The sequence below is a fragment of the Pseudomonas sp. RC10 genome, assembly GCF_038397775.1.
Taxonomy (GTDB): Bacteria; Pseudomonadota; Gammaproteobacteria; order Pseudomonadales; family Pseudomonadaceae; genus Aquipseudomonas; species Aquipseudomonas bambusae.
Genome location: NZ_CP151650.1, coordinates 1797171 through 1809589, shown reverse-complemented (window position 1 = coordinate 1809589; position 12419 = coordinate 1797171). Strand labels below are relative to the sequence as shown.

General features: G+C 61.6%; 13 protein-coding genes. 2 read left to right on the top strand and 11 right to left on the bottom strand.

Annotation, left to right across the window (positions count from 1 at the left end; all coding sequences use genetic code 11):
- Nucleotides 1-2 precede the first annotated feature (2 nt).
- The 10 genes from AAEO81_RS08320 to AAEO81_RS08275 form a co-directional block, all read right to left on the bottom strand.
- Nucleotides 3-1292 (bottom strand): diguanylate cyclase, encoded by a 1290-nt coding sequence (locus tag AAEO81_RS08320; protein WP_341962833.1) that lies wholly within the window; start codon nucleotides 1290-1292, stop codon nucleotides 3-5.
- Nucleotides 1293-1415: 123 nt separating this feature from the next.
- On the bottom strand, nucleotides 1416-2162 hold the full coding sequence (locus AAEO81_RS08315; protein ID WP_166596344.1) for a GntR family transcriptional regulator: 747 nt from the start codon (nucleotides 2160-2162) through the stop codon (nucleotides 1416-1418).
- A gap of 122 nt (nucleotides 2163-2284) precedes the next feature.
- Nucleotides 2285-3688, bottom strand: a complete 1404-nt coding sequence (locus tag AAEO81_RS08310; protein WP_341962830.1) for an amidase family protein — start codon at nucleotides 3686-3688, stop codon at nucleotides 2285-2287.
- Nucleotides 3689-3727: 39 nt separating this feature from the next.
- Complete coding sequence (locus AAEO81_RS08305) at nucleotides 3728-5125, bottom strand: allophanate hydrolase (protein ID WP_341962829.1); 1398 nt, start codon at nucleotides 5123-5125, stop codon at nucleotides 3728-3730.
- Nucleotides 5126-5129: 4 nt separating this feature from the next.
- The gene (locus AAEO81_RS08300) at nucleotides 5130-5885 is read right to left on the bottom strand and encodes an ABC transporter permease (RefSeq protein ID WP_341962828.1); all 756 of its coding nucleotides are present in this window, start codon (nucleotides 5883-5885) and stop codon (nucleotides 5130-5132) included.
- Entirely contained in the window at nucleotides 5882-6868 is a 987-nt protein-coding gene (locus AAEO81_RS08295) for an NrtA/SsuA/CpmA family ABC transporter substrate-binding protein (protein WP_341962826.1), read from the bottom strand. The genes AAEO81_RS08300 and AAEO81_RS08295 overlap by 4 nt, the downstream gene beginning before the upstream one ends.
- Before the next feature lie 99 nt (nucleotides 6869-6967).
- On the bottom strand, nucleotides 6968-7828 hold the full coding sequence (locus AAEO81_RS08290; protein ID WP_341962824.1) for an ABC transporter ATP-binding protein: 861 nt from the start codon (nucleotides 7826-7828) through the stop codon (nucleotides 6968-6970).
- Nucleotides 7829-8133: 305 nt separating this feature from the next.
- Nucleotides 8134-8475, bottom strand: coding sequence for an antibiotic biosynthesis monooxygenase (locus AAEO81_RS08285; protein WP_341962823.1), 342 nt, complete (start codon nucleotides 8473-8475; stop codon nucleotides 8134-8136).
- 38 nt (nucleotides 8476-8513) lie between these two features.
- Complete coding sequence (locus tag AAEO81_RS08280; RefSeq protein WP_341962821.1) at nucleotides 8514-9488, bottom strand: zinc-dependent alcohol dehydrogenase family protein; 975 nt, start codon at nucleotides 9486-9488, stop codon at nucleotides 8514-8516.
- A 63-nt stretch (nucleotides 9489-9551) separates the two neighbouring features.
- On the bottom strand, nucleotides 9552-9854 hold the full coding sequence (locus tag AAEO81_RS08275) for a metalloregulator ArsR/SmtB family transcription factor (RefSeq protein ID WP_166596341.1): 303 nt from the start codon (nucleotides 9852-9854) through the stop codon (nucleotides 9552-9554).
- 161 nt (nucleotides 9855-10015) lie between these two features.
- Here AAEO81_RS08275 and AAEO81_RS08270 point away from each other — a divergent pair, with 161 nt between their 5' ends.
- Both AAEO81_RS08270 and AAEO81_RS08265 read left to right on the top strand, forming a co-directional pair.
- Nucleotides 10016-10867, top strand: coding sequence for a helix-turn-helix transcriptional regulator (locus tag AAEO81_RS08270; protein ID WP_341962820.1), 852 nt, complete (start codon nucleotides 10016-10018; stop codon nucleotides 10865-10867).
- A gap of 89 nt (nucleotides 10868-10956) precedes the next feature.
- The gene (locus AAEO81_RS08265; RefSeq protein WP_341962819.1) at nucleotides 10957-11505 is read left to right on the top strand and encodes a hypothetical protein; all 549 of its coding nucleotides are present in this window, start codon (nucleotides 10957-10959) and stop codon (nucleotides 11503-11505) included.
- Nucleotides 11506-11554: 49 nt separating this feature from the next.
- Here the strand turns inward: AAEO81_RS08265 and AAEO81_RS08260 are convergent, their stop codons facing one another.
- Nucleotides 11555-12346 (bottom strand): transporter substrate-binding domain-containing protein, encoded by a 792-nt coding sequence (locus AAEO81_RS08260; RefSeq protein ID WP_341962818.1) that lies wholly within the window; start codon nucleotides 12344-12346, stop codon nucleotides 11555-11557.
- Between the last annotated feature and the right edge of the window lie 73 nt (nucleotides 12347-12419).

The following is a 12419-nucleotide window of genomic DNA, read 5'->3' as shown; positions in this document are numbered from 1 at the left end:
ATCTACGCGTCGGGGGCGAATCGGAATTGCCCCTTGCCGCGCCGCTTGGCGTCGTACATCGCCGAGTCCGCCGCGCGCATCAGGTCTTCAATGGTGCTTCCGCTCTCCGGCAGGCAGGCGATGCCGATACTGGCCCCCAGGCGGAAGCGGGTCTGTTCGGCAGACACTTGGGTGATGAGTTTTTCGGCCACCGCTGCCGCGTCCTCGGGGCCATTCACACCTTCGATGATGACCGTGAACTCGTCGCCGCCGATTCTCGCCAGCCGGTCGTAGGGCCGCAGACAGCCTTGCAGTTGCTGGCTGACCCAACGCAGCGCGTCATCGCCCCGGTCGTGGCCAAATTGATCGTTGATCTGCTTGAAGCCATCGAGGTCCAGGTACAGCAACGCGCTCATCTTGCCGGTCCGTTGATTGCGGGAAATGGCCGCCTGCAACGCTTGCACGAACCCACGGCGATTGAGCAATCCCGTGAGTGCATCGGTGATGGTCATGACTTCGAGTTGGTGGTGAAGCTCGCGCACTGCCGACATGTCCAGCGCCAGCAGGGTCATTGCGTCCTGCCCTTGAGACAGAGGCGAACAGGAGAGTGCGACCGGGATGCTTTGCCCTTCGCGATTGCGCAGATTCGCGTCGTGCAGCCGAAGCCTTTCGCCGCGCTGGAAATGGTCGAGCCACACCGAGGTCTGCCAGTCTTCGTCGTGGGGTGTCTCGATCCAGTCGAGCAAGGGCGTGCCTCGCAGTTCGTCATCCTGACACCCCAGCATGTGGGTGATCGCCGGATTGGCGAACTGGATGAGGCCGTCGCTGCCCACCACCATGATGCCCTCGGCGGTGTTGTCGAGAATCGAGGCATTGAACGCCCGCTCCCGCTCCAGTTGCCGACCGGTTTGCAGCAATCCTCGACGGTAACGGTCGTGCTCCAGCAGCACCCGCGCCTTGTGGATCAGCATCGTCGGCTGCACCGGTTTGGTCATGAAATCGACCGCCCCGGCCGAATAGCCCTGATCGAGCACCTCGTCGGTCTGGCGCATCCCGGAGATGAAAATGATGGGGGTGAAGCGGGTGCTGGGATCTTCACGCATTCGGCGGGCGACTTCGAAGCCACTCATCCCCGGCATTTGCACGTCCATCAGCACCAGGCCGATCTTGCCGGATGCCATGCACGTCAGCGCCTTGGCCCCGGAATCGACGCACCGAACGGTTCTGTCGAGCTCTTCAAGCAGCTCCTGCATTTCTTCCAGATTTTCCTCCTGGTCGTCGACCACCAGGATTTCCAGCGCCTCGTCCTGCATCTGCTCACCACCTCCCTGTCACCCAACGTGTGCTGGCCAAATCACTGCTTGGCTAGCATAGCTGGGAGAAACGGGGCAGGTGTCTGTTTCGTACGTTATCTGATGATCGTCGACAGGCGACGGTTACCGATCGATCCGCAACCGGTACTGGAACGCGTCACCCCGGTAATAAAGGTATTCGAAATCCAGCGGCTGTCCTTCAGCGGTATGGGTCAGCCGTTCGATGCGCATGATCGGCGCTTTAGTCTTGAGACCCAGCGCAGCGGCCATGTGCGCAGTGGCTTCAATGGCGTCGATGGCCAGGTCCGCATGGCCGAGGGAGATGTCGAGGTCGTTTTCCAGAATGAGGAAGATGTCCCGAGTCGCAAGGTCGGCCGATCCCAGTCGGCGCCCGACGGTCTCGGGCAGGTAAGTGATTTCCAGCGAGACGGGCTCACGATTGACCAATCGCACCCGTTGGATCTCCAGCACCGTGTCGCCTTCGCTCAACTGCAGTCGCTGGGCCACTGTCGCGTCGGCGGGCACGTAGTCGAAGCCGCACAACCGGTTCACGACTTCGTAGCCCGAATCCGCCAGCGCCTCGGCCAGCCCTTTGAGGGACGTGACGTTCTGAAACGCCTTGGGCTTGGAGACGAAGGTGCCCTTGCCGTGGATTTTGAAGATCAGCCCTTCCATTTGCAGATCGCCCAACGCCTGCCGCACCGTGATGCGACTGACGCCAAACGTGGCACCCAGTTCGCTTTCCGATCCCATGCGACTGCCCGGCTGAAAAGTGCCGTCCAGAATGCGCGAGCGAAGGTATTCCTTCAGCTGCGTGTAGAGCGGCACGGGCGAGTCGTGGGTCAGTTTTGCGGTCGAGTCGAGGGTCATAGAGGTCTGGCTTAGAGGCGATAACGCTCAGCGGTCATGTTCGTCGGGCAGGGCGCCAGACGCGTGAGTGTCGGTAAAAACGGCTGCGCTAGCCTAACTCAGCTGGACAGGGCTTTCATCCTCTACAGATGGGCCAGTGGAAGTTCCCGCGCCCATGGCTGAGCCTGCTCGAAAGCCGCGGCGGCGCTGAACAGAAGCGCTTCGTGGTGCATTGGCGCGATCAGTTGCAACCCCACCGCCAGCCCCTCGACGGTCTGGCCGGCGGGAATTGAAACAGCGGGTTGGCCAGTGAGATTGAACGGATACGTGTAGTAGGACCAACCGATGGGGTCCCGATCTTCATGGCCTTCGGGAATGCTTGGTCCCACCGGCGGAGCGCTGATGGGCAGCGTCGGAGTCAGCAACAGATCGTACTGAGCAAACAGGCTCGTCAGTGCTTGATCCACGCCCGCACGGCGTTGCGCCAAGACCTCTCCTCCAACGGGCGACTGTCTCGAAGCGGCTTGCAGAAAAGGCAGCACGGCGGGGTCCAGCCGGTCGGGACAAGTGGTCATGGCGTCGCGAAGACGCTGAGCGACTCCGCCGTAGAAGGCCTCGGCCCAGAGCGGATGGGGATCGGGGAGCGTCCACGACACCTCCTCCACCTCACAGCCTAGAGCGTTAAAGACCTTGGCTGCACGCTCTGCCACGGCCAGCACGCGGGGATCGACCTTTGCGTAGCCCAAGGTGGGCGACCAGGCGATGCGCAGGCGTCCCAATGGGCGTTCGCAAGCCTTAAGAAAGTCCGGCACGGGATCGGACAGTGAGTGGGGATCACGGGGATCAAAACCCGAGACGGCCTGCAACAAGAGCGCGGCGTCGCGAACGGTGCGCGTCAGGGGGCCGATGTGCGCCAGTGAGGGGGTGGCAGCGGCGGGAAAGAAGGGCACCCTGCCGAGGCTGGGTTTGAAACCGACCAACCGATTCATCGCGGCGGGAATCCGCACCGAGCCGCCGCCATCGGTGCCCAACGCCAGCGCGCTGACACCACAGGCAACGCTGGCGGCCGCCCCCGCGCTGGAGCCGCCCGCCGTGCGCGAAAGGTCCCAAGGATTGCGCGTCGCCCCGTGCCGTGGGGAGTCGCCCACCGCTTTGCAGCCGAACTCGCTGGTGGTGGTTTTACCAAGAATGCAGCCGCCCTGCGCCCGGATGCGCTCGACGGCCGGGCAATCAAAGGTTGCAACGCGGTCGCCCTCTGTCCACGAGCCGAACCTCCAAGGCATGTGCGCGACGGCCAGCAGGTCTTTCACCGACACCGGCAACCCGTGCAACAGACCGAGCGGCTCGCCGGCCAACACCTTGCGTTCCGCCTCTCGCGCAGCGATGAGCGCCGAGGTTGCATCGACGTGGGCGAAGGCGTTGATGTGGGGTTCCGTTTCCTCGATGCGTTGCAGCGCGCGCTGGACCAGCTCTACAGGAGAAATGTGTCGAGCCACGATGAGCGCGCGCAATTCAAGTGCCGACAGCGCATCGAACGCACGGCTCATGACGGCGTGGCAACACGTGAAAGAGGCCGGTCAGTGCGCTTAAACGGCATCGGGGAGGCTCCAGTTCGTCGCACCGAGTCGCCCCGCCGCGTGACGCTGCAAACGCGACGCCAGATCGCGCAGCCGCAGATCGTGCAACGGCAGACCCAGCAGGCTCAGCCCAAACGGCAAGCCATCGTCGCGCAGCCCCACGGGCACGCTGATCCCGGACAATCGCAATGGGTTGGCAAAATAGGTGTAACGACCCATGCGAGCATTGACCTCAAGCGGATCGTCCCTCACTTCGGCGCACGTGGGCAATCGACCGTAAGTTGGCAACACCAGTGCTGTTGCGCCTTGCAGAGTGTGATGGGTTTCCCGCTGCAATTCGCGCAGGCGGTACAGCGTCTTGTACGTCTGCTCTGCGTCGTAGGACTTGGCCTTCTGCAAGGAAGCGCGCACGGCCGGGTGAATGGACTCGGGGGCCCGTGCGAGCGTCTCGCCGTAGCTCACCAGCCGCTCAGCGACCAACGGACTGTCGAACAGCAGGCGACCGGCTTCCAGAAACGGCGAAAGATCAATGGCGCGTGGGGTGCCGCCAAGCTCAGCCAGCACTTGCAGACTGCGCTGATACTGACGCGCCGATTGCTCATCGCCGAAGAACTCCAGTTGCTCGGCGTGGGGTACCAGAAACTCGAAACCCGCCCCAAATGCGTTCACGCTCAGCAGTGGATCAGGACGCGAATACAGGTCCCGACGGTCTTCTCCGGCGAGCACGTCAAGCACCTGATACGCGTCGTCCACGGTCAGTGCGAAGACCGGCGCAACGTCGAAGCTGCGGTTGCAGTAGACGAACCCATAGGTGCTCACAACGCCAGGCGTCGGCTTGAGTCCGACGACGTTATTACAGGCCGCTGGAATCCGGCCCGAGCCACCGGTGTCGGAGCCGATGGAGAACGCGACATGCCCCACCGCTACAGCGACCGCCGACCCGGAACTGGAGCCGCCCGGAATGTAATCGGCGTCGAAGGCGTTGAGGCAACTGCCGTCGAGGTTACGGACGCCCACCAGACCGGTGGCGAACTGGTCCATGTTCTGCTTGCCGATGAACAGCGCGCCCGCTGCATTGAGCCGTTCGACGACTGCCGCGTCTTCCGAGGCGGTGTAGCTGAAGTCGGCACAACCTGACGTCGTGGGCATGCCTGCCACATGGATGTTGTCCTTCACGCCATAGGGCAAGCCATAAAGCGGCAGACGCTCGCCCGCATCACGCCGCCGTTCCACCTGCGCGGCTTGCTGCAGCACGGCGTCGAGCGGGGCCAACTGCAACCAGATGTGCCGGTCGCCATGGGCGGCGATGCGGCGATAAATCTCCCGGACCACGGCGACCGGCGACGCGTCCTGATGATCGTAAGCGTGACGCAAGCGGGTGAAATCCAGACTCAAGTGTTCGAGCATGACATCAGTTCCAGTGCACGATGCGGGCTGAGGCCCATTGAAATAAGCGGTCGGCGCAGGCAGAGATCACGCCCAAAAGCACAAGCCCGGCCATGGTGTACGCCACCTGCATGTTTTGCTGGGTGACTTCCAGCCGATAGGCCAGGCCCGCGTAAGCGCCCGCCAGTTCAGCGGCGACGAGGGTGTAAAACGCGATGCCAATGGCCGTGCGCAACCCCAGGAAAATCGACGGCAAAGTGGCGGGCAACTGGACGGTCCACAGCATGGCCCGACGCGGAGCGCCGAGGCTCTGCGCGGCCTGTAGCAGATGCACATTAACCCGCTGCACGCCGATGTGCGTGGCGAGCCAGACCGTGAAAAACACACCCCAGAACACCAGGAAAAACTTGCCGCCCTCCCCCAGTCCGAACCACAGCACCACGAGCGGCACGAACGCGATCGGCGGGATGGGCCTGAGCACCTGAAAGATCGGCGTGAGCAGGCCGTTGATCACCGGGCGGGTGCCGGTCAGTAAACCCACCGACACCCCGACCACTGCCCCAAAGCAGTAGCCGACGACGACCCGCAACAGGCTCCAGCCAAGGTCTTCCCAGCCGCTGCCGCTGTAGAGGTAATCGAGCAATGCCTTGGACACGGCTAGCGGACCGGGAAACAACAGCGGGTTGACCCACTCGGCTTCACAGATCAACTGCCACGCAATCAGCAGCAGCGGCAGGGAAAGCAGGCGGGCCCACAAAGGCCCGCTGGGCGAGCGCGTCATTGCGTGGCGCTCAAGGTGACCCGGTCCGGGGCGATGGCTTTGAGGGGTGCGGCAAAAATCAGCGCGCGCAGGTCCGGAATCTGCTTCGCATCGCCCGCTGCGTTACCGGTTTCCAGACGCCATTGAGCGTGCGCAGTCAGGGTGTCGATAACGCGCTGGTCGAGCACCAGGTGGAACACGAAATCATCCCAGACGTCGTTCAGTTCAGGCTCGGTCATGCCCACGGTTTTGGCCAGGCGCTTGACGGCCTCTTCGCGGTTGGCGGCGATCCAGGTTTCCGCGTCGAGCAAGGCGTGAAGGAAGTTCTGCGCCACCGCAGGGTGCGCGGCCAGATAGCTCTGTTGAGTCACGATGTTGAACGTTTCAGAATAGACGCCTCGGGTGTCGAGCTGCCGCACCTTGTCGCCCAGCACGCGTTTGCCGTTGGAAACATAGGGCTCGAAAATATCGTAGGCGTCGATGCTTCCCGACGCGGCGGCCGCGACCATGTCCTGTGGACGCAGGTTGACCAGCGTCACGTCTTTATTACTCAGCCCTGCCTTGCGCAGCAGCGTCCAGGTGTACACCTCGCTGCCGGTGCCAGCGGCGTAACCCAGGCGCTTGCCTTTCAGGTCCGCGAGCGTGTTGATACCCGATCCGCTCAGGGTCAGGGTTTTGAGATCGGAGTATTCGGTCCGCGCCAGAAAGGCGATTTTCTGCCCGGCGAATGCGGCAGCCGTGGTCGGGGCTTCCGCCGTGGTGGCGATGTCTGCGCTGCCGCCCAGCACGGCTTCGAGCGCCTGTCGCCCACTGGTGGTGTTGATCACGTCAACGTCCAGGCCGTACTTTTCGAACAACCCTTGCTGCTTGGCGATGATGCTCAACGCCGAAATCGGCGCGAGATTCTGCGCCAGACGCACCTTTTCCAACGCCCACGCCGACTGGCTGCCCAAGGCGTAACCCATGACCATCAAGGCCAGTGCCGCTTTTTTCACAGTGATCACACCCATCCCTCCAGAAAAATAAAAGTCTGCAAGGCTGCCGCTCGTGAGGCTCGACTTGGTTATCGCATTGCAATGCCCCTTTTTCAGGGTGCGCTCGGATTAGTCCAGACCCATGGATTTGAGGCCTTCCTCGCGGATCAGGCGACGCAACTGACGCACGTGCTCCAGGCCATCGCTCTCCAGCAACATGTCATGGACACGAGGGCGCGGGAGCTTGATGTCCAGTGCAGCCTTGATCGCACCCGGTCGCGCGCTCATGGCGTAGACCCGGTCAGAAAGAAACACCGATTCCTCGATGTCGTGGGTAATGAACAGCACCGAAATGCGCGAGCGCTGCCACATTTCCAGCAGCACTTCCTGCATGATCACGCGGGTCTGCGCATCCAGCGCGCCGAATGGCTCGTCGAGGAGCAGCACCTGCGGCTCATTGGCCAACGCGCGGACGATGCTGACGCGCTGACGCATACCGCCCGAAAGTTGCTCCGGAAAATGGCTCGCGAAGTCAGCCAGTCCGCAGCGTTGAAGCAACTCAGTGGAGCGTTGGTGGCGCTCTTCACTCGCCATCCCGCGCATGCGCAGGCCGTATTCGACGTTGCCGCGCACGGTGAGCCAGGGGAACAACGAATATTGCTGGAAGACCACCCCGCGCTCAGGTCCGGGCCCTGACACTGCCCGACCGTCCAGCGTGATAGCGCCGCGAGTGGGCGTGACAAACCCCGCGATGGCATTCAGCAACGTGGACTTTCCGCACCCTGAAGGGCCGACGATGGAGACAAACTGGCCGGGCTCTATCGTGAGGTCTATCTGCTGGACCGCCACCACGCTCTGCCCGCCGACTGGAAAGGCGATCTCCAGATCGCGCAGGACGATCTGACCGGACGTACGACTGTCGGTTGATGATGATTCGGGCTTGATCAATGCCGGGGAACGCGGCAGATCGACCGACAGATCGGCCCTCATGACGCCACGTCCAGATTCCCGGTGAGGCGCCCGACGCGTGAGCCTGTACAGAAGAAGGTGAGCATCGCAACAACTCGTCATGACATGTTATCGCTGGAATATAACGAGTCTAAGCAGCCGCGATGAAATACTCATTTGCTCTAAGCTTATGAGTCGGCGATAGCTGCACAAGCGCTGCACCGGCAAATGCACAGGCTGGGTGTGCAGGCTGATCTGCGCCGCAGACAGGAGAATCGTTACGAACACTCATCGCCCCTGTTTCCGGCCACAGCCATTAGCGCTGGCGCCATATCCTTTCGGGAGCGCTAGCTTCCCGGTCGAGCAGCACTGTTTGAACCCTCGAATCCGTCAGTAAAAAAGGGAGCACCCTCGATGTGGTAGACCGTCGGCTCTTCCGAGAAATATGCCTCCAGCCCCTGCATGAACAGCCGGTGATCTTCACTTTCCTCGAAACCCGGTGTGTGGTCCTGAAGTGATCGCCAACGCACGATCAGGTTGAATCGCTCAGGGGTTTCGATGCCTGGCGCGAGCAGGTGGCCTTCATAACCCTGTGCGCGGGTCAGCAACGGAGCGACCTCGGCAAATGCACGTTTGAACAGCTCCGTGCGCTCTTTATGAACAGGTAGCAACGCGATCTCGTAAATCATGATGGGCCTCGACAATGACGTGAACGTTTACAAGCGGGTTACGGGATAAGCGATGGCTCGACGGCGATCGCGATTTTTCCGAGAACGCCGTGGTTGGGCGTCTCCAGCCGGGCATGGGCGAGGGAAATGTCGGCGAGCGAATAGACGGCACCGACATGCGGCCGCAATTGCCCCCGCTCGACCAACGCGCTCAGTTCATCGAGCTTGCCGCGATTCTGTCGTGTGAACACGAAGTGATAACTGGCGTTTTTGCCCCAGGCCTGAATGACGTTTTGGGGTTGAGAGATGTCCACAATCGAGACCACGCGGCCGAGCTGCGCCAGCACATCGGGGCTGCGCGACAAAGTGTTGCCGCCGATGGTATCGAACACGACATCCACGCCGCGACCTTCCGTTTCGCGCAGGATGACGTCGACGTAATCTTCCCGTTCGTAGTCGATGACCACATCGGCGCCGACACTGCGGGCGAACTCAGCGTTGGTCTCGCGCACGGTCGTGAACACCTTCGCCCCCACCGCTTTGGCCAGTTGGATTGCCACATGGCCGACGCCTCCCGCACCGCCATGGATCAGGATGCTTTCTCCCACTCTGAGCGCGGCACGCACGACCAGCGCTTCCCACGCCGTGCCGCCCACCAGGCTCAGACTGGCCGCTTCGAGGTGACTGAGCGAGGCAGGTTTCTTGCCGATGATGCTTTCGGCAGCGACGTGGTATTCGGCGTAGCTCCCCGGCCCGTCGAAGATTTGTGGGGTGTACCAGACCTCGTCTCCTGGCGCGAAGGCGGTCACACCCGGCCCGACAGCTTCGACGACGCCCGAGACATCGTGTCCGGTGATGGCGGGCCGTGGCACCAGGTCGGCATAGTCGCCACGACGGACCTGGTAATCCAGCGGATTAATGGACGTCGCGTGTACCCGAACCAGGACCTGTCCCGCGTTCGGCACAGGCGTGGGCACGTCGCAGAGTTCGAATGAATCGGGTCCGCCAAAGGCGTTAAGGACCATCGCTTTCATGGTAATTCCTCATTCTACAAAAAGGGATATCGAGATATCTCGATATATTGGGGTAAAAAAAACCTACAAGTCTTTCCCTATGATCTCGGCCAGCGCGCTGATGGTTGCTTCATTCCGTTTGTAATACGTCCACTGACCGATGCGCCGGACTTCGACCAGGCCCACCCGTTGCAGCGTGGCGAGATAACCGGACACGGTCGATTGCGAGAGCCCGATACCCTCTTGAATGCTGCTGACACAAACGCCCACCGTGTGAACGTCCCCTTCATCCTGCGGAGGGAAGTTCTTCTCGGGGTCCTTCAAACCTTTCAGGATTTGAAGACGCGTCGTGTTCGAGAGGGCTTTGAATATTTCGATCAGTTCCATGCCGCGAGGATATCGAGATTTACCAATATGTCAATACGCTTCAAAGTCAGCGACCTGAATCGCGGGAGATTGGGCTCGGACAATTACACCTCATGTCATTGTGGCCACCCGCCCCGCTTCGCTACAGTCCGCTCCCCATCACCTGCGCCACAGGTCACGCCATGCCCACCACCCGCCTCGCTCAAAACGTGTCGAAAGAATTGGGCAGTCTGTTGCGCTATTGGCGGGGGGTGCGTGGCGTGAGCCAGTTGGACCTGTCGCTGGACGCCGGTATTTCGCAACGGCAGATCAGCTTCATCGAAAGCGGGCGTAGCGTGCCCGGTCGGCAGACGCTGCTGGACCTGGCGCAATCCCTTGAAGTGCCTTTGCGTGAACGCAATCTGCTGTTGCTGTCGTCAGGTTACGCGCCGATGTATTCGGAAGCGGGCTGGAGTGCTCAGGAGATGGCGCGGGTCAGCGCGGCGGCGAGTCGCGTGCTGCTGCAACACGAACCTTTCCCGGCGCTGATCATGGACCGCTACTGGAACGTGTTGCAGGTCAGCCCTTCGACGCTGCACTTTTTCAACCGCTTCATCGACATGCAGGCCCGCACCGGACCGCGCAACATGCTGCACTTGATCTTCGACCCGCAGGGCCTGCGCCCGCACATTGCCGACTGGGACAATGTGGCGCGCAGCCTGATTCAGCCGGTCCGCCGCGAGTCGCTGGGTCAAGTGATCGACCCTCAGACCCGGCAGTTGCTGGACGCTCTGTTCGGCTATCCCGACGTACGTGCCGAGTGGCTATCCCAAGGCTTCTCGGGAAGCGAATCCGGCTTGCCCGTGGTGCCACTGGGGTTCATTCATGGAGACGCGGTGCTCAACTACTTTTCGATGGTGAGCACAGTTGGAACCCCGTTGACAGTGGCCTCTCAGGAGCTGCGCATCGAATGCCTGTTTCCGGCCGACGACGCCACTGAAGCCCTGCATCTGCAGCTCATGAAAACCATGACCAATGAAGACGCGTTGTCATGACCTGACAGGTAATTGTTGGCCCTGAGCCCCGTCCCTAAGCTGGCCATGTTGTTTTCCAAACCACTGGCTCGATCTCACAGGACACGCTCATGACGCACTTTCCCGTTTACACCCTCGACACAGCACCCGAACTTTCCCGCCCCGCTTTGAACGGGCTGGCTCAGGCCTTTGGCCGGGTGCCCAACATTGCAGGCGCCATGTCCGGCTCCAGCCAATTGATCAATGGATTGGTGGGCGTCTTCGGGCAAGTGCACGGGGGCAGTTTCACCGAAGCGGAAATCCAGGTGCTGCTCCTGACCAATGCCGTGACCAACGCGTCCGCATGGGCGGTAGCATTTCACTCGTTTCTGGCGCTCAAGGAAGGTTTGTCGGAGACCGATGTGCAAGCCATTCGTCAGCGCCGGTTGCCACAGGACGCCCGACACGCCGCACTCTCGCGCCTCGCGCGGGCGCTGATCGAAAACCGTGGGCATCTCGATGACGCAGCGAAAACGGCCTTCATGTCGGCAGGCTTCAATGCATCGCTGTTGCTCGAAGTCATTCTGGTGGTAGCGGCCTCGACGATGACCAACTACACCGCCAGCGTCGCTCAACTGGCGCTGGACGAGTTCCTCGAACCCTTCGCCTGGAGCGCGTGAGACACGCCCGACAACCGATCGCCTCGACCCTCCCGGTCGAGGCCATCGCTCACGGCTTCACGCTTTCACGTTGCTGCGCATTCCACAGTTCCAGATTCGATGTGACGAGGTCTTGCGGGAGGGAACTGGCGACCATTTTCTGCATTTCCTCCTTGATCCTGTTTCGTAAGGGTTGGGGCAGGCACTGGGAGTTGGGTGACAGCGCCAAGTACAGCCCTTCCCGGCTGATCGGCGGCTCAAGGGCTTCTACGGCATCCTTGACCCCCAGTTTTTTAGCCAAGGCCCAGCCGGGAAACTGTTCGAAAATCACGAAGTCGTTGCGTTTGAGGATGAGCTTCTGGAACGCCTGATTTGCCGTCGGCACTGCTTCAAGGGACAGGTGGGCCTTCGCGTAATCGTCGAACGCCTGTCCGTAACTGTTGTTGACCAGGGTTCCACCGTTGCGCCCGATCAGATCCGCCCATTCGCGGTAGGGGAACCCGTCGTTGCGCCGGACCCAAATCATGCTGGACGTATACAGAAACGGTGGGTCGACGAAATTCAACGTCCGAGCCCGTTCGGTGGTGAGGAAATACCCGGCCAACATGTCAATGCGGCCCGACCTTACCTCTTCCTGCGCCCGTGACCAGGGGCCTCCGTACAGGACGTCGATGCGCATGCCCAGTTGCGTGCCCAAATGCTGGATCAGGTCGGCGTTGGCGCCAATGAGTCGATGGGGGTTGGCTGGATCGCGCCACAGGTAAGGCGGGTATTCGGCATTGCCGGTGGCGGTCAGATGATCACAGGCATCCTCGCTGAACGCCACGCAGGGAATCAGCAGCCAGGCGGCTGTGACAGACATGAACCCGCAGATACGACGCCCTATCATCCTGAACCTCTAGAGGGAAAACCCGAAGGCACGCGGAGTGCCGCTG

Excerpts from the sequence above, each read along its gene's own strand:
- AAEO81_RS08320 (WP_341962833.1), bottom strand. The coding sequence starts at position 1,292 with ATGCAGGACGAGGCGCTGGAAATCCTGGTGGTCGACGACCAGGAGGAA.
- AAEO81_RS08315 (WP_166596344.1), bottom strand. The coding sequence starts at position 2,162 with ATGACCCTCGACTCGACCGCAAAACTGACCCACGACTCGCCCGTGCCG.
- AAEO81_RS08310 (WP_341962830.1), bottom strand. The coding sequence starts at position 3,688 with ATGAGCCGTGCGTTCGATGCGCTGTCGGCACTTGAATTGCGCGCGCTC.
- AAEO81_RS08305 (WP_341962829.1), bottom strand. The coding sequence starts at position 5,125 with ATGCTCGAACACTTGAGTCTGGATTTCACCCGCTTGCGTCACGCTTAC.
- AAEO81_RS08300 (WP_341962828.1), bottom strand. The coding sequence starts at position 5,885 with ATGACGCGCTCGCCCAGCGGGCCTTTGTGGGCCCGCCTGCTTTCCCTG.
- AAEO81_RS08290 (WP_341962824.1), bottom strand. The coding sequence starts at position 7,828 with ATGAGGGCCGATCTGTCGGTCGATCTGCCGCGTTCCCCGGCATTGATC.
- AAEO81_RS08285 (WP_341962823.1), bottom strand. The coding sequence starts at position 8,475 with ATGATTTACGAGATCGCGTTGCTACCTGTTCATAAAGAGCGCACGGAG.
- AAEO81_RS08280 (WP_341962821.1), bottom strand. The coding sequence starts at position 9,488 with ATGAAAGCGATGGTCCTTAACGCCTTTGGCGGACCCGATTCATTCGAA.
- AAEO81_RS08275 (WP_166596341.1), bottom strand. The coding sequence starts at position 9,854 with ATGGAACTGATCGAAATATTCAAAGCCCTCTCGAACACGACGCGTCTT.
- AAEO81_RS08270 (WP_341962820.1), top strand. The coding sequence starts at position 10,016 with ATGCCCACCACCCGCCTCGCTCAAAACGTGTCGAAAGAATTGGGCAGT.
- AAEO81_RS08265 (WP_341962819.1), top strand. The coding sequence starts at position 10,957 with ATGACGCACTTTCCCGTTTACACCCTCGACACAGCACCCGAACTTTCC.
- AAEO81_RS08260 (WP_341962818.1), bottom strand. The coding sequence starts at position 12,346 with ATGTCTGTCACAGCCGCCTGGCTGCTGATTCCCTGCGTGGCGTTCAGC.